At 64.5% G+C, this 15,518-nt stretch carries 11 protein-coding genes; 7 read left to right on the plus strand and 4 right to left on the minus strand.

Translation table 11 applies throughout. The features are described 5' to 3' along the window. Positions 1–54: 54 nt before the first annotated feature. Both AC1DZU_RS27000 and AC1DZU_RS27005 read right to left on the minus strand, forming a co-directional pair. Positions 55–1,380 (minus strand): O-antigen ligase family protein, encoded by a 1,326-nt coding sequence (locus tag AC1DZU_RS27000; protein WP_477289704.1) that lies wholly within the window; start codon positions 1,378–1,380, stop codon positions 55–57. Further along, a complete protein-coding gene (locus AC1DZU_RS27005; RefSeq protein WP_477289705.1) occupies positions 1,349–2,347 on the minus strand; it encodes a glycosyltransferase family 2 protein in 999 nt (332 codons plus the stop codon). The genes AC1DZU_RS27000 and AC1DZU_RS27005 overlap by 32 nt, the downstream gene beginning before the upstream one ends. A gap of 171 nt (positions 2,348–2,518) precedes the next feature. Between AC1DZU_RS27005 and AC1DZU_RS27010 the strand changes: the two genes are divergently transcribed. The 3 genes from AC1DZU_RS27010 to AC1DZU_RS27020 are packed head-to-tail and all read left to right on the plus strand — an operon-like array spanning position 2,519 to position 5,402. Further along, positions 2,519–3,691 (plus strand): glycosyltransferase family 4 protein, encoded by a 1,173-nt coding sequence (locus AC1DZU_RS27010; RefSeq protein ID WP_477289706.1) that lies wholly within the window; start codon positions 2,519–2,521, stop codon positions 3,689–3,691. Further along, a complete protein-coding gene (locus AC1DZU_RS27015) occupies positions 3,688–4,482 on the plus strand; it encodes a WecB/TagA/CpsF family glycosyltransferase (protein ID WP_477289707.1) in 795 nt (264 codons plus the stop codon). Before AC1DZU_RS27010 ends, AC1DZU_RS27015 begins: the two co-directional genes overlap by 4 nt. Next, positions 4,479–5,402, plus strand: coding sequence for a DUF6492 family protein (locus AC1DZU_RS27020; RefSeq protein ID WP_477289708.1), 924 nt, complete (start codon positions 4,479–4,481; stop codon positions 5,400–5,402). Before AC1DZU_RS27015 ends, AC1DZU_RS27020 begins: the two co-directional genes overlap by 4 nt. A gap of 62 nt (positions 5,403–5,464) precedes the next feature. Here the strand turns inward: AC1DZU_RS27020 and AC1DZU_RS27025 are convergent, their stop codons facing one another. After that, the gene (locus tag AC1DZU_RS27025; protein WP_477289709.1) at positions 5,465–6,763 is read right to left on the minus strand and encodes a lipopolysaccharide biosynthesis protein; all 1,299 of its coding nucleotides are present in this window, start codon (positions 6,761–6,763) and stop codon (positions 5,465–5,467) included. A gap of 200 nt (positions 6,764–6,963) precedes the next feature. On the opposite strand from AC1DZU_RS27025, the gene AC1DZU_RS27030 reads away from it, so the two are divergent. The 4 genes from AC1DZU_RS27030 to AC1DZU_RS27045 all read left to right on the plus strand — a co-directional run bounded on the left by AC1DZU_RS27030 (position 6,964) and on the right by AC1DZU_RS27045 (position 13,600). Further along, on the plus strand, positions 6,964–9,639 hold the full coding sequence (locus AC1DZU_RS27030) for a Wzz/FepE/Etk N-terminal domain-containing protein (RefSeq protein WP_477289710.1): 2,676 nt from the start codon (positions 6,964–6,966) through the stop codon (positions 9,637–9,639). A gap of 245 nt (positions 9,640–9,884) precedes the next feature. Beyond that, positions 9,885–10,784, plus strand: coding sequence for a bifunctional methylenetetrahydrofolate dehydrogenase/methenyltetrahydrofolate cyclohydrolase FolD (gene folD / locus AC1DZU_RS27035; RefSeq protein ID WP_095088586.1), 900 nt, complete (start codon positions 9,885–9,887; stop codon positions 10,782–10,784). Positions 10,785–10,840: 56 nt separating this feature from the next. Beyond that, positions 10,841–11,803 carry a GlxA family transcriptional regulator gene (locus AC1DZU_RS27040; protein ID WP_013530232.1) on the plus strand — a complete coding sequence of 321 codons (963 nt, stop codon included), beginning with the start codon at positions 10,841–10,843 and terminating at the stop codon, positions 11,801–11,803. A gap of 126 nt (positions 11,804–11,929) precedes the next feature. Next, positions 11,930–13,600 (plus strand): vWA domain-containing protein, encoded by a 1,671-nt coding sequence (locus AC1DZU_RS27045; protein ID WP_477289711.1) that lies wholly within the window; start codon positions 11,930–11,932, stop codon positions 13,598–13,600. A gap of 71 nt (positions 13,601–13,671) precedes the next feature. Here AC1DZU_RS27045 and edd read toward each other — a convergent pair whose 3' ends face one another. Then, positions 13,672–15,495 (minus strand): phosphogluconate dehydratase, encoded by a 1,824-nt coding sequence (gene edd / locus AC1DZU_RS27050; protein ID WP_477289712.1) that lies wholly within the window; start codon positions 15,493–15,495, stop codon positions 13,672–13,674. Between the last annotated feature and the right edge of the window lie 23 nt (positions 15,496–15,518).

Below are 15,518 nucleotides of genomic sequence, written 5' to 3' on the forward strand. Positions count from 1 at the left end.
CATAGACGCAAGCGGTTCGGTGGGGAAGCCCCGTCAGGACGGGCGGGAAGGCCGCTAGCCGCGATCGGGGTCGCGCACTGCCATCGGCCGCAGCGATACGTGCCTCAGGCCGAGCACGCCGAGCACGAAGAAAAGCCAGACCGGGTCGCCGCGGTGGAAGAAGAAGCTTTCGAGGAAGGCGTTGAGCGCCGTGAACAGCACCACCATCATGAAGAAGTCGCCGAGATAGATGTTTTCCTTGCGCAGCGGGATGCGCATGTAGTCGCGCATCGGTGCGATGAGGAAGGTGTAGACCGCGACGCAAAGTGCCGGAATGCCCATCAGCACGGCGATGTCGAGATAGCCGTCATGGCCGTGCACGATGGTTCTGATGTCCCAGGGCCGGTCGAAGGGCTGGTCCTGGTTGAGCAGCAGCGGCGTGCCCCAGAAGCTTTCATAGCCGTAGCCGGTCCATGGTCTCTTCGCCAGCATACTGCCGGCGAACTCCCACAGCGTCGTGCGCCCGGTATAGGTGAGGTCGGGGAAGTAGATCGCCGCCAGATGCTTCACCGGCGGCAGGAAGACGATGCCGAGCGTGCCGACCGCCGTGCCGATCATCGCCAGCGCAAACAGAACCGGTGTGCCGAGCCGCATCCCCATCAGGCTCGGAAACATGACGATCAGGATCGAGAACGGCACCAGGCCCGCCGTCGTTTTGGAGCCGGTGTGCAGCATGAAGATCATTGCCGCGCAGAAGATCGCCGCCCCCCAACGCCGCTGCCGGCGCCGACAGAGGTACAGGCCGGCGAAACTGAAACAGGCCATGATCGGGCCGGCGATGTTCTTGTGGGTGAACACGCCGCGCCACAGGCCGGCATGTTCGGGCTCCTGCGAGTCCGCGGTGTGCATGGCTTCGTGCGGAAAGACGATGAGGCCGAAATAGGACAGGCCCATGACCACGACGGCGGTGAAGATGATGACCTTTGAGAAAGCCTCAGCGTCGCGCGGCAAGACCAGTATCGTCGCCATCGTCAAAATGCCGATCAGCGTGAACGAGGCGGCACGCATCGCCGTGGGCGGGTCGGTTGCCAGCACCACCGACAGGAAAAAGAAGCCCAACATCAGCACCCAGGACGGGCTGAGCAGCGAGCGCACCACGCGCGGATCGGCGAAAGCCATCAGCGAGAAGATCGACATGGCGCCGAGCGAGCCGAAGCCAAGTTGGTTGACGATGTCGCCGCCTTCGCCGGTCAGTTCGGCGCCGGCCGGCTGGAACGGGCGGAAGGACACCATGATGACGGTGAACAGCAGTGCTGCGATCGCGGTCGCCACGCCTTCGCGCGTGAACGCGGCGCTGAGCGGCGCGCGCTCAGTTTTTCTCAGGCTGGCGGTATTGCTCATTGGCATATCCGAATTCGGCCAGCACGCGGCCCAGCGCCACATGGACGGGGTAGATGGCTATCGCCGGCGATCCTGTCCGCGCCAGCCGGAGCATGCCGCGAAACGGCGAGGCGGCAAGCAGCGCCAGGCTCTTCAGCAACACCATGGCGCCGGCCAGCGGCGTGCCGGCGCGTTTCTTCTTTTCGACCAGTGTCGAGATCACGCCATTGCGCAGGCTGCGGGCACGGACCCAGTCGGCCTCGAGGCGCCGGGCCGGAACGGTTTCATGCACTTGTCCCTCGGCGCACCAGCCCAGCACGAAGCCTCTCTGTGCGGACCGGCTGAGAAAATCGGAATCACCGCCGCCCATGAAGTTGAATTTCAGATCGAGAAAGGGCGGACCCATGGCGATCAGAACGTTGCGTCCGACCAAAAGATTGCCGGACGAATAGAGCGCCGGCACGCGTCCGGTTTCCCGGTAGGGCGGCGCGAACACCGGATGCTCGGCCCATTTCGCATGGGCCGGGTCGGCAAAGTCGGGCACCTGCGGACCGCCGACGATATCGGCGCCGAGCGTTTCGGCTGCTCCGCACATCCGTTCTAGCCATTGCGGATCGGCGATCTCGTCATCATCGATGACCAGCAGATGCCTGAAGTTGGGGAATTGCAGGATCGCTGTCTGCCAGCCGGCATTGTAGGCGCTGCAATTGCCGCGCTGATGGGCGATGATGACCAGACCTGAAATATCGCCGCGCTCGAACAGCGGCACCGCCGCCTTGGCGCCGGCGCGCGCTTCGGTTTCGTTTTCCATCACGATGACGGCAAAGCGCCTGCCGGTTTGCTGCGCGCGCAGCGACGCCAGCGTTTCCAGCACCTGCTCGGGCCGCTTGAAGGTCGGCAAGGTGACGACGACTTCGACAGCCTCGACGTCAAGCCGGGGCGAGCGCCCCGCGATCGATACCGAACCGTCCGATGGCAAAGGGATCATCCGTGTCCAGCCAAATGGTGAGTTGGGTTCTGGTAGCACCACGGTGATAAGGTTTCGTTAATCACCTTGCACGGAGAAGCCTGCCAGGCAGCGGCTTTCGCTCGTTGATTGTGCTCGCTTAATCAAGGGTTCACCGCACTTTGCTACCGGCTACACCACAGGATAGGTGAGATGCATCTGCTGTTCGCCACATCGATCGTGCCCGACGGCGCTCTTGCCTCGGGCTATGAGATCGCCAACGCTGCAATCATCGCCGCTTTGCGGCGCGCTGGCGCGCGCGTCACCGTCATCGGCTTCACCTGGCCGGGAAAACCCGCAGCCGATCCCGAAAACACCGTGGTGCTGGGTGCAATCGACGTGCGCACGGACACAGCCTCTGCACAACAAAAGTTGGCCTGGGTCGGCAAGGCGCTGATCTCGGGCCTCACCTTCGCCTCGGTCAAGCTGCGCGCAGTGCCCGACAGCGACGTCCTCGCCGCGGTCGCACGCGCCGGTCCGTTCGACGGCTACGTGCTGAATTCCGTGCAGTTCGCCGGCGCCTTCGAAAAGTTGTTCGCCGACCAGCCCTCGATCTTCGTCGCCCACAATGTCGAGCATCTTTCGGCGCAGGAGAATGCCGCTGCCGCCGGCAGCCTCTTCCAGCGCCTGCTGTTTCGCCGCGAGGCGAAGTTGCTCGAGACCATGGAAGAGCGTCTCTGCCGCGGCGCGCGCTTCATCTTCACGCTGGCCGAGGAAGACCGCGCTGCACTCGGTGTCGCCTCCGACGACCGCTCGGCGGTGCTGCCTTTGGTGACGGGAGCGCAGGCGCCGACCGAGGAAGCTTTGCGCCGCATCGACTGCGAGGCAGCGCTGATCGGCACCTGGACCTGGCAGCCGAACCGCATCGGCCTGGACTGGTTCCTGGGCAAGGTGGTGCCGCATCTGCGGCCCGGTTTCCGCATCCGCATCGCCGGCAGCATGCCTTCGGGCGTCACGTCGAAGCATCCCGGTGTCGAATTCGTCGGCCGTGTGCCGGATGCGCAGGCTTTCGTGCGCAGTGCTGCCGTCATCCCGCTGATCAGCACCGCTGGCAGCGGCGTCCAGTTGAAGACCATCGAGACCTTCGAACTCGGCCTGCCCTCCGTCGCCACCAGCCGCTCGCTGCGCGGCATCGATCATCGCCCGGCCAATTGCGTCGTCACCGACGATCCGGCGGATTTTGCCCGGGCCCTGGAGGCCGCGGCAGCTGTCATCCACGATGTCGACGGCAGCGCTTTCCGTCGGTCGCAGGTCAGGGCGCTCGATGCCGCCATCCGGCTCGGCCTCGAAAAGCTCGGGCCGGTCAGGCAGGAGGCGTTTGCATGAACATGCATGCCGCCCGCACCCCGTCGGGGCTCGACACCTCGAAGACGATCCTCGGTATCCCGGTGCTCGCCATCCGCTGGAACGATGCGGTCGGCCTGCTGAACCGCCTGATTGCCGAGCGGCGCTTCACCAAGGTCAGTTTCCTCAACGCCCACAACGCCAACCTCGCCTCCACCGACCCGGTCTTTGCCGACGCGCTCGATGATTTCCTCATCCTGCCCGACGGCATCGGTGTCGATCTGGCGGCGAAACTTCTTTATGGGGCGCCGTTTCCGGACAATCTCAACGGCACCGATTTCGTCCCCGCCTTCCTGCAGGCCGCGACGACGCCCCTGACGGTCGGGCTGCTCGGCGCGACGCGCGTCAACGCCGAAGCGGCGTCAGCCAAGCTTGCAGCACTTGCCGTGCAACACAGGTTCGTGGTCATCCATGACGGCTATTTCTCGCCTGCCGAGGAGGCGGGAATCGTCGATCGGATCGAAGAATTGCGGCCGGACGTGTTGCTCGTCGCCATGGGCGTGCCGCGCCAGGAATTGTGGATCGCACGCCATATCGACGCGCGTCACTGCACGCTGCCGATCGCCGTCGGCGCATTGCTCGATTTCCTCAGCGGCGCGGTGCCGCGGGCGCCCTTGTGGATGCGCCGGCTGCGGCTCGAATGGTTGTTTCGGTTGTCCGTCGAACCCGGTCGCTTGTGGCGCCGCTACGTGGTCGGCAATCCCTTGTTCCTACTGCGCGTCGTCAGGCAGAAACTCTCGCGCACACCGGAAGCTGCGGGAGACATCCATTGAACAGCCGGTTCGTCCCAGGCGCCGCGATCGAGCCAAGCTCGCTTCGGCAGGTACCGACGGCGGCAATAGTGACGGCAAGCTATGCGCCGGATTTCGAGCGTTGCCGGCTGTTATGCGAAACGCTTGACCGCCACGTCTCGGGCGCGGCGCACCACTATATCCTTGTCGAACATCGCGATATCAAGCTTTTCCGTCACTTGGAGAACGGCCGTCGCAGCATCGTCGATGAGCGGGAATTGCTGCCGCGTTGGCTGCATGCCTTCGACGATCCGCTCAGCCTGTTTCGCCGGCGTGTCTGGCTCAGCCTGAAGACGCAGCCGTTGCGCGGCTGGCACGTGCAGCAATTGCGCCGTATCGCGATTGCCGCGCACGCCAGCGAAGACGTCCTGATCTTCTGCGATTCCGACGTCGCCTTCCTCAAACCTTTCGACTGCGGCACCTTCTGGCGCGACGGCAAGGCGCGGCTGTTCCGCCGCGACGGGGTGCTGGCGGACGAGGGGCATGAGGAGCATCGCATCTGGTCGCGCAACGCCGGTGCGGCACTCGGTATCGACCCGTCCCGGACATCGGTCCATGACTATATCTCGACGCTGATCGCGTGGCGGCGTGACACCGTGCTGGCCATGTGCGGCGAGATCGAGAAGGTCCATGCGCGTGGATGGGTCGAGGTTGTCGGCTCGGCGCGCAAGTTCTCCGAATGCATGATCTACGGCCGCTATGTCGACGATCTGCTGGAGGGTGCCGGCCACTTCCACGCTTCGGAGGAGTTCTGCCGCGTCCACTGGACCGGGCAAGCGCTGTCGGACGACGAGTTCCGCCGCTTCGTCGCCGCCATGGCGCCTGAGCAGGTGGCGATCGGCATGCAGTCTTTCATCGGCACCGATATCGGCCGCATCCGCCGTCTGATCGGGCTTGACTAGAGCATGATCCCGAAAAGTGGGAACCGGTTTTTGGAAAAGATCATGCTTGAACGAAGTAGGTCCTAGACCGGCTTTGCCGGCTTGCGCATCGCCGAATAGGTAAGCAGCGTCGAGGCAAGATACAGAAGCAGGAAGACGACGTTCAGCGACAACACCAGGTTCGGTGTGTCGAGGATGGTTGTCAGCACATAGGTCAGCAGCACCGCCTTCAGCCCGGCAAGCAGGCCGAGATTGAGCGCTCGCACCAGCGTCTGGCCGCGGGCGAACAGCAGCTCGGCCTGGTATTCCACCAGATTGCGCAGTCCCGGGACGCAGATCGCCAGCGCCACCAGGGGAGCGGCTTCGGCGACGTTCTTGCCGAGCGCATTGGGGAAGAAATGCAGAACGATGCCAAGCGTCAACAGCGCCAGTGTCGAGACCGCGAACACCCCGCCTTCGATGCCACTCTTGACCGCCAGCCGCGACAGCAGGTCCGGCGCGCGCATCATGCGCTGCACCAGCATCATCGAGAAGGTGCGGATCGGAATGGCCGTCAGGTCGACCAGCCGCATGATGATGGCGTAGATACCGGCCAGATGCGGTCCGCCGATCGCCAGGACCAGCAGCTTGTCGAACTCCATCTGCAGATAAAACAGCACTTCGGCCCCAGCCACGTAGATGGAGTCGGCCAACCGCCGGAGATAAAGCTCGATGCGCAGCCGCAAGCGCTGGCGCGGGTAGAAGAAACCGAAGGCGATCACCAGCGAGGCGGCATTGGCACCGATGTAGAACCACGACCATATCCAGACGCTGTGTTGCGCCCAGAACATGAACAGCACCGCGCCGAGCGCCCGCAGCGCCGTCGCCAGGATTGCCAGCAGCGCGGCGCGGCCGAACTTGCCCAGGCCATTGTTGACGATCAGCGCCACCTCCACCGGCCGCCACAACAGCGCTTCGGCAAAGACGATCGCAGCAAACACCGACAGCGGCACGGTGTCGGCGAAGAAGATCAGGTAGACGCCGAACGAGGCCGCGGCCAGCAGCGGCAGCGACAGCAGGCCGAGCAGCAGGAAGCCCGCGGTGAAGGTGCCGATCAGATTGGGGCGGATGGTGGCCGTGCGATAGAGCGCCGAGATGAAACCGAAGGCGAGGATGCGCGACAGCATGACGCCGGCCGCCGATGCGGTGGCAAACATGCCGAACTCGGAAATCGACAGCGTGTTGGCCAGCGCGATGAAATAGGCGAGTGAGAACACCAGTCGCCCGCCGGCGCCGCTGATCGCCGAGAAATAGTCGCGCAGCAGCCCCCGTCGTTCGGCCAAAAAAGTGCCGATCCGGGCGAGGGTTGGCCGCCTTTGCGGTATGTCACTGGCTTGCGTCATATCTCCAGGGAGAGCTTAGGTCGGAAAACTTAACGTGCCGTTCTGGAGCCCAGGGGCGTGTTGAAAAATAGGTGCTGGCGGAGGGAGAAACGGCGGCTTCGGCGGGCGAAAATTAACCTTTTGTTTTCCATGCCTGTTTAGCGTGGTTTAACGAATGGCGAAGCGCCGTTTGCAGGCCGCCAAGGGTAAAGCTCCAGACGATGGTCGACAGGGAAAACCGTGAAGACTGGAAGCGCGAGCGTTCGCTGCTGGCGCTTGGCAAGGCTGTGCGCGGCGACGACGAACCCGACGCCTCCCTGGTCTCGATCGGGGACCGGGCGAACCCGTCATGGCGCGAGGATGCCGCCACGCGCCATCGTCTCGCCCGGTCACAGCGCGAAGCGCGGACGAACCCTTCGCAGCGCGAGGCGCTGTCGAACCCGAAGCTGTCGGATGCCGTTGCAACAGATGGATATCAGGCTGGCTATGAGCCAGCTTCGTCTGCGCAGGTGCCGCCTGAAGGCGGTAGATCCGCCGACGATTATTCAGCAACCAGGTCGGCATCATCGCGCTACGCGCAAACCACGTCACGGACTGCTGAAACCGCAGGCACCACCTATCGCCCCGATCGCACATCCGAACCTTACCATTCAGGCGACGCGCGGGCGTCCCACAACGACGGCGCGGACAGCCAGCAATGGAAGCCGCTGATCGATCCGATGCAGGTCGTCCGCGGCGTTGGCAAGTCGAAGCTGCTGATCGTGGCGACGACGATACTGGGTGCCGGGCTCGGCATCGCCATCGCGCTGTCGACGCCGAAGAAATACGAAGCCACCACGGAACTGATCGTCGATCCGCGCGACCTGAAGCTCACCGACCGCGACCTCACCCAGTCGGTCGTCGCCTCCGACGCCACGCTGGCCATCGTCGAAAACCAGGTCCGGGTGCTGACGTCCGGCACCGTTTTGAACAAGGTCGTCGACAAGCTCAATCTCGTCAACGACCCGGAATTCAATGGGCAGGGCAGTGGCGGCCTCAACGTCATGTCGCTCATCCGCTCCATCCTGTCACGTCACGACGGGCCGGGCGGTGTCGACGAGACCCGCCGCCGGGCGCTTACTGTCGGCAATCTGGGCGAAAGCCTTTCGGTCGAGCGTGGCGGCAAGACCTTCGTCATCACCGTCAGCGCCACCACGCAGAATGGCGAGAAATCGGCTCTCATCGCCAACACGATGACGGATGTCTTCCTGCAGACTTTCGGTCAGATCCAGTCCGATACCGCCGGCCGCGCCACCGACGAACTGACGGCCAGACTTGATGAATTGCGCAAGGGCGTCGAGGCGGCGGAACGCAAGGTCGAGGATTTCAGGGCCACGCACGACCTCGTCGACGCGCAGGGCCACCTCATCAGCGACGACGAGATGCTGAAGCTCAACGAGCAGCTGTCGGTTGCACGCGCCCGCACGCTGGAACTCAATGCCCGGGCCGCTTCGGCGCGTTCGGTCGACGTCAACTCGGTTCTCACCGGCACCTTGCCGGAGGAGATCAACTCCAACACGATGAGCGATCTGCGTTCGCAGTATGCGTCGCTCAAGCAGGAGGCTGATCGCGCCGCGATCCGGTTTGGTCCGCGGCATCCCGAACTCCAGGCGCTCAATGCCCAGCTTGCCGGCGCACGCGACCGCATCGCCGCGGAACTACGTCGCATCGGCTCGTCGCTGCAGGTCGACCTCAAGCGCGCGGTCCAGCTCGAACAGGATCTCGCCTCTCGGCTGGCGCAGCTGAAGGTCCGCAGCGGCGACGTCAACAGCGACCTGGTCTCGATGCGCGAACTGGAGCGCGAGGCCACCGCCAAGCGTTCCGTCTATGAACAGTATCTGCTGCGCGCCAAGGAGACCGGCGAGCAGAAGGACATCAACACCGCCAACATCAATGTGATCTCGAAGGCCTTCGCGCCGCTCGAGCCGAACGGGCCGTCGCGGGTCGTGGTGGCGCTTGCCGGCCTGTTGCTGGGCTTTGCCTCCGGCGTTGGCCTTGGCGCCATGCGTGGCGCCTATGAGAGCTTGCGTGACACCGCGACATCGCGCTCGCGCCGCGACCGCAGCATGGACGAACGCCGGACGCCTTACGAAGACAAGACATATCAGGCAGCACCGCCACCAAAGCCGCCAGCACCGCAGCCAGCGGCACCGCCACCAGCACCGCCCCCGCCACCGCCTGCACCACCCCCGCCTGTTCAGCAGGTTGACATCACGCCGACCGAAGGTCCCGGTCGCATCAATGCGTTGCTGTCGAAGCTGCGCAAGGCGATGTCCCGCAAGCAGTCCCCGCAGGACACCATCGATACCGATGAATGGGTCTCACCCTTTGCCGATGGGAAGCCAACAGAAGATTTGACGCACCCCGCCTATTCCCAGTCGGCAGCGGCCTTTGCGCCTCTGCAGCCGGCTGCCGCAACAGCCTATCCGCCGCCACCTTTCCGGCCCGGCGGCCACGTTCCCTATCCGCAACAGGCGGCGCAGCCGCCATTGCCTCCCCGCATGGTGCCGCAGCGACCGTATTCGGGTCCGCAGGCGTATCCCTATGGGCAGCCGATAGGCCTTCCGCAGGCGCAGCACTGGCAGGTGCCACAGCAGCCGGGCTATCCCTATCCGCAGCCCATGCCCCATGGCGGGCAGATGTCTTATCCGCCCCAGCCCGCTTCCGCGCCTCATCCGCAACAGCCCACCGCGCCGCAGCAGGCAGCTCAGCCTGACGAGCCATCGGTGGAGGCGCCCCAGGCGGCGGAGGATGTCGAACGGCAAGCCCCGATCGACGAAATCCGCGCCAGCCTGCGCGAATTCCGCGAAGCCGTCCGCGAACTTACCGAGACCCGCGCGCGCCGCCGCTACTTCTGAGCCACAAAATAAGTCGCGCTGCCGAACAAAAACATGCCGGTTTCGCGTAAACGGCATGGGACGGCGCTTTGACGGGATTGCGTGTTGGAATTTTCGTGAAAATGCCGCGCTGCATAGTGCCGAGGGCACGCTTCCGAGTTTGATCGGGGCGCGTGGTTTCGCGGCATGCGTCAGACAAGGATCCAGGGTGCCGCATTCATGTTTTCGATGCGGCCGTTTGGGCGGAACGGTGTTGAGGGTGGACCATGGCCGAAGTGATTGATGGGAAGAGCGTCGCCGAAGACGTGGTGCGGACGGTCAAGACCCTGACGGCCGAACTTGTCGCGAAAGGCAAGGCCAAGCCCGGTCTTGCCGTGGTCATCGTCGGTGAAGATCCGGCCAGCCAGGTCTATGTCGCTTCCAAGTCGCGCACCGCCAAGGAATGCGGCTTTCATTCCGTCCAGCACACGCTGCCGGCCGAAACCTCCGAGCCGGCATTGCTGAAGATCATCGGCGATCTCAACGCCGATCCGGCCATCAACGGCATCCTGGTGCAGCTTCCGCTGCCCGCCCATATCGACGCCGGCAAGATCATCCAGACCATCGCGCCGGAAAAGGATGTCGATGGCTTCCATTTCATCAATGTCGGCAAGCTCGGCACCGGCGAACTCGAGACCGCCTTCGTGCCTTGCACGCCGGCCGGCTCGATGCTTTTGATCGAGCGTGTGCGCGGCAAGGACCTGTCCGGCCTCAACGCGGTCGTCGTCGGCCGCTCCAACATCGTCGGCAAGCCGATGGCCAACCTCCTGCTTGCCGCCAACTGCACCGTCACCATCGCCCACAGCCGCACCAGGGACCTGCCGGCGCTTGCCCGCACCGCCGACATTCTCGTCGCGGCGGTCGGTCGGCCGGAGATGATCAAGGGTGATTGGGTGAAGCCTGGCGCCACGGTCATCGATGTCGGCATCAACCGCATTCCGGCGCCGGAAAAGGGCGAGGGCAAGTCGCGCCTCGTCGGCGATGTCGCTTATGCCGAAGCGGCGAAGGCCGCCGGCGCCATTACGCCGGTGCCCGGTGGTGTCGGCCCGATGACCATTGCCATGCTGATGGCCAATACGTTAGCCTCAGCCTACCTTGCGGCCGGATTGAAACGGCCGTCCTTCTGACCCGCCAGAAAGCCGCAGCTTTGCCGAACCCAACTGTTCCTGTAGAACGGCCGGTCATGACGGATCCCGTTCAAGGCGGCCGGCAGTTCGCTTTCCTGCTGGTCGACAAGTTCTCGATGTTCTCGCTGGCCGCGGCGATCGATACGTTCCGGTCGGCGAACCGGTTGCTTGGCCGCGACTTCTATGGCTGGACGACCGTCTCCGCGGATGGCGATCCGGTGATGGCCTCCAATGGCCTGCCGCTGAAGATCGACTATGCCGTTGCCGACCTGCCTCCGGTCGACATCCTCTTCGTCTCGGTCGGACTGACGACGGAATTTCCCGGCAAGAGCAAGGTGCTGGCGGCTCTGCGCAGCTGGGGCCGGCGCGGCAACGCGCTCGGTGCGCTGTCGGTCGGCTCCTACCTGCTTGCCGAGGCCGGCCAGCTCGAAGGCTATCGCTGCACCATCCATTGGGAAAACCGCGCCGGCTTCGTCGAACGGTTCCCCGACATCAACTGCACGGGCAACGTCTTCGAGATCGACCGCAAGCGCTACACATGCGCCGGCGGCACCACATCGATCGACCTGATGCTGGAGATCGTGCGCGGCGATTTCGGCTCCAACCTTGCCAATGGAGTCGCCAACCAGTTCCAGCACGAGCGCATCCGCTCGGCCGGCGACCGCCAGCGTGTCGGGCCGGAACGCGACCTCACCGGCAAGTCGGAGAAGCTCAGGCGCATCGTCGAACTGATGGCCGACCACCTCGATGAGCCGCTGTCGGCGGTGCAGTTGGCCAAATCCGCCGGCCTTTCGGTGCGCCAGGTCGAGCGCCTGTTCCTGCGCCATCTCAGCGTCACGCCGGGCCGTTATTATATGCGACTGCGGCTCGAGCGGGCGCGCGAATTGCTGCGCCAGACCAACATGCCGATCCTCGATGTGGCGATCGCCACGGGCTTCACCTCGCATTCCTATTTTGCCCAGAGCTACCGGCTGCAATTCGGTAGGCCGCCCTCGGAAGAGCGCCGCACGACCTACTGAGCGGAGATTTTCGCTTCCGCTCAAAAGTTTGACATTCCGTCCCCTCCTAGCCGCGCCCGGCCTTGTGTCCTGACGCCGCGTCAAATAGCTTCCCGCCCGGATCGGGGCGGATTTGAGGAGATTTCGATGGCGGGATTTGCACGGAGCGTCGCTGCGGCGATCCTCCTTTTGTCGATGACGACGTTCGGCTTTGCCGCAAACAAGGTCATCATCATTCTCGATGCCTCCGGTTCCATGTGGGCGCAGATCGACGGCAAGCCCAAGCTCGAAATCGCCCGTGAATCGCTGAGAACCGTGCTTCAGTCGGTTCCCGCTGACGATGAAATCGGCTTCATGGCCTATGGCCATCGCGAAAAAGGCAGTTGCGACGACATCCAGCTGATCGTGCCACCACAGGCAGGCTCGGCAAGCGCCATCTCGGCCGCCGCCGACAGCCTGAAATTCCTCGGCAAGACACCGCTGACCGCCGCGGTCAAGCAGGCGGCCGAAGCGTTGAAATACACCGAGGACAAGGCGACCGTCGTCCTCATCACCGACGGGCTGGAAACATGCGGCGGCGACCCCTGCGCGCTTGGCAAGGAACTCGAGGCGTCCGGCGTCGATTTCACCGCTGACGTCGTCGGCTTCGGCCTCACCGCCGACGAAGGCAAGCAGATCGCCTGCCTCGCCGACAACACCGGCGGCAAGTACATCCAGGCTTCCGATGAGAAGGCGTTGCAGGAGGCGCTGGTCGAGACGGTGGCGGCACCAACGCCAGCACCCGCTCCTGAGCCCGCTCCCGCGCCCGCCCCGGCGCCTGCGCCGGAGCCTGCGAAACCGGAATTCAACTTCCAGCCGACGGTGGTGATGGCCGAAGGTGGCCAGCCGATCACCGACGGCAACGCCTGGGAGATCTACAAGGCGAACTCCGACGGCTCGCGCGGCGATTCCGTGACCACCGAGTATGGCGCCTACAACGGCAATCTCGAGCCCGGCGACTATATCGTCGTCGCACGCGACGACGAGGCCAAGGTGGAGCAGAAGTTCAAGATCGAGGCCGGCCAGGTCTACAAGCCGCTTTTCACACTGAACGCCGGCACCATGCTCATTCATCCGCGGCCGAGCCAGGGCGCCGACATCAGTGACGAGGCCCATGTCGACTTCACCTATCCCGGCGGCAACACCACCCACTATGGCGACACCAAGATCATCGTGCCGGCGGGTGAGCAGAAGGTCACGGTCCAGATCGGCAGCGGCTCGGTGGTTGAGACCATCCAGCTGACCGCCGGGCAGACGATCGAAAAGGACGTCATCGTCGGCGTCGGGCACGTCGTGTTCAACGCTTATTATGTCACCGGCGGCGACAAGGCCGACAGTTCAGGCCTCGGCTTCCAGATCGTCAAGGCGAAGAAGAAGATCGACGGTTCACGCGACGATGTCGAGCATTCATATGGACCGGACAGCAAGTTCTGGCTGCCGCCGGACGACTATGTCGCGCTCACCACGCTTGATCTCGCGACCGTCGAGCAGCCGTTCAGCGTCAAGGTCGGCGACAATCAGGACATCAAGGTGCCGCTCGGTGCCGGCGTTCTGGCCATGTCGGCTCCCGGCGCCTACTCGATCGAGGTCCTGTCGCCGAAAAAGGACATCCAGGGCAATCGCAAGGCGCTTGGCCTGAGCTATGGCGACGCCTGGCAGCAGACCATTCCGGCCGGCGATTACGTGGTCGTCCGGCACATGTCCGATGGAGGCCATGACAAGGAAATGCCGGTGACGGTCAAGGCTGGCGAGCGTACCGAGATCACCGTTACGCCATGACTGCTGTCTGACCGGTAGCAAAAAAGGGCGGCTATCAGCCGCCCTTTTTCATCGACAGGACGATGATTTCGTCACGCCGTGCCGAAGGCGCTGGCGCCGTGGTCGGCACGGCCGACCAGTTGGCGGAAGCCGGCAAACAGCTCGCGGCCGAAACCGAATTCATTGCCGATGAGGTCGGCATCCGCCGTACGGCGCAGTGCAAACTCGCCGGCCGGCACCAGCACTTCCAGCGTTCCCGCGTCGGCGTCGAGCCGGATGATGTCGCCATCATGGATCCTGGCGATCGGTCCATCCTCGACTGCTTCCGGCGTGACATGGATGGCGGCCGGCACCTTGCCGGAGGCGCCCGACATGCGCCCGTCGGTGACCAGCGCCACGCGCTGGCCGCGGTCCTGCAGGATGCCGAGCACCGTGGTCAGCTTGTGCAGTTCCGGCATGCCGTTGGCCTTCGGCCCCTGGAAGCGGATGACGGCGATGAAATCACCGGTCAGCGTGCCTGCCTTGAACGCCTCGTTCAGCCCTTGCTGGCTGTCGAAGACCTTGGCCGGCGCCTCGATGATGCGCCGCTCCGGCTTTACCGCCGAGGTCTTGATGACGGCATGGCCGAGATTGCCAGACAGCACCTTCAGACCGCCGGTTGCCTGGAACGCCTTTTTGAACGGCGCCAGCACCTTCTCGTCACCGCTTTCGCGCGGCGAGGCTTCGCGCACCACGCCGCCGTCGGCGCCGAGCTTGGCCTCGACCGCATAGGGCCGCAGGCCTTCGCCCCACACCGTCTGCACATCCTCGTGGAGGATGCCTTCGTCGAGCAGTTCGCGGATCAGGAAGCCGAGCCCACCCGCCGCGTGGAAGTGGTTCACATCGGCGAGACCATTCGGGTAAACCCGCGCCAGCAGCGGCACGGCCTCCGACAGGTCGGAAATGTCCTGCCAGGTGATGGTGATGCCGGCCGCCGCCGCCATGGCGATCAGGTGGATGGTGTGATTGGTCGAGCCGCCTGTAGCATGCAGGCCGACGACGCCGTTGACGATCGAACGCTCGTCGATCATCCGGCCGACCGGCGTATAGGCATTGCCGAGCGCGGTGATCGCCAGCGCCCGCTTCGTCGCCTCGCGGGTCAAGGCCTCACGCAGCGGCGTGCCGGGATTGACGAAGGAGGCGCCCGGCGTGTGCAGGCCCATGATCTCCATCAGCATCTGGTTGGAATTGGCCGTGCCGTAGAAGGTGCAAGTTCCCGGGCCGTGATAGGACTTGGACTCGGCCTCCAGCAGTTCGGCACGTCCCGCCTTGCCCTCGGCATAGAGCTGGCGGACCTTGGCCTTTTCGTCGTTCGGCAGGCCGGTGGTCATCGGCCCGGCCGGAATGAACACCGCCGGCAGATGGCCGAAGGTGAGTGCGGCGATCACCAACCCTGGCACGATCTTGTCGCAGACGCCGAGATAGACGGCGGCGTCGAACATGTTGTGCGACAGGCCGATCGCCGCGGCCATGGCGATCACATCGCGCGAAAACAGCGACAGCTCCATGCCGGGCTGGCCCTGCGTGACGCCATCGCACATTGCCGGCACGCCGCCGGCCACCTGGGCGATGCCGCCGGCCTCGCGCGCCGCGTCCTTGATCAGCGCCGGAAAGGTCTCGAACGGCTGATGCGCCGACAGCATGTCGTTGTAGGAGGTGATGATACCGAGGTTCGGCACCGTGTCCGCACCCAGCGCCAGCTTTTCCGAGGGGCTGCACACCGCAAAGCCGTGGGCGAGGTTGCCGCAGGATAGAACGGCCCGGTTGGCGGTGCGGTTCGACGCTTCGGCGATGCGGCCGAGGTAGCGCTCGCGGCCTGGTCTGGAACGCTGGCGGATGCGTTCGGTGATGGCTTCGATGTCGCGTCTGGCGGTCATGGTGTCGGTCCTTTCAGGCGAGG

It is taken from the genome of Mesorhizobium sp. P2_A12 (assembly GCF_056405075.1).

Excerpts from the sequence above, each read along its gene's own strand:
- AC1DZU_RS27000 (WP_477289704.1), bottom strand. The coding sequence starts at position 1,380 with ATGAGCAATACCGCCAGCCTGAGAAAAACTGAGCGCGCGCCGCTCAGC.
- AC1DZU_RS27005 (WP_477289705.1), bottom strand. The coding sequence starts at position 2,347 with ATGATCCCTTTGCCATCGGACGGTTCGGTATCGATCGCGGGGCGCTCG.
- AC1DZU_RS27010 (WP_477289706.1), top strand. The coding sequence starts at position 2,519 with ATGCATCTGCTGTTCGCCACATCGATCGTGCCCGACGGCGCTCTTGCC.
- AC1DZU_RS27015 (WP_477289707.1), top strand. The coding sequence starts at position 3,688 with ATGAACATGCATGCCGCCCGCACCCCGTCGGGGCTCGACACCTCGAAG.
- AC1DZU_RS27025 (WP_477289709.1), bottom strand. The coding sequence starts at position 6,763 with ATGACGCAAGCCAGTGACATACCGCAAAGGCGGCCAACCCTCGCCCGG.
- AC1DZU_RS27030 (WP_477289710.1), top strand. The coding sequence starts at position 6,964 with ATGGTCGACAGGGAAAACCGTGAAGACTGGAAGCGCGAGCGTTCGCTG.
- folD (WP_095088586.1), top strand. The coding sequence starts at position 9,885 with ATGGCCGAAGTGATTGATGGGAAGAGCGTCGCCGAAGACGTGGTGCGG.
- AC1DZU_RS27040 (WP_013530232.1), top strand. The coding sequence starts at position 10,841 with ATGACGGATCCCGTTCAAGGCGGCCGGCAGTTCGCTTTCCTGCTGGTC.
- AC1DZU_RS27045 (WP_477289711.1), top strand. The coding sequence starts at position 11,930 with ATGGCGGGATTTGCACGGAGCGTCGCTGCGGCGATCCTCCTTTTGTCG.
- edd (WP_477289712.1), bottom strand. The coding sequence starts at position 15,495 with ATGACCGCCAGACGCGACATCGAAGCCATCACCGAACGCATCCGCCAG.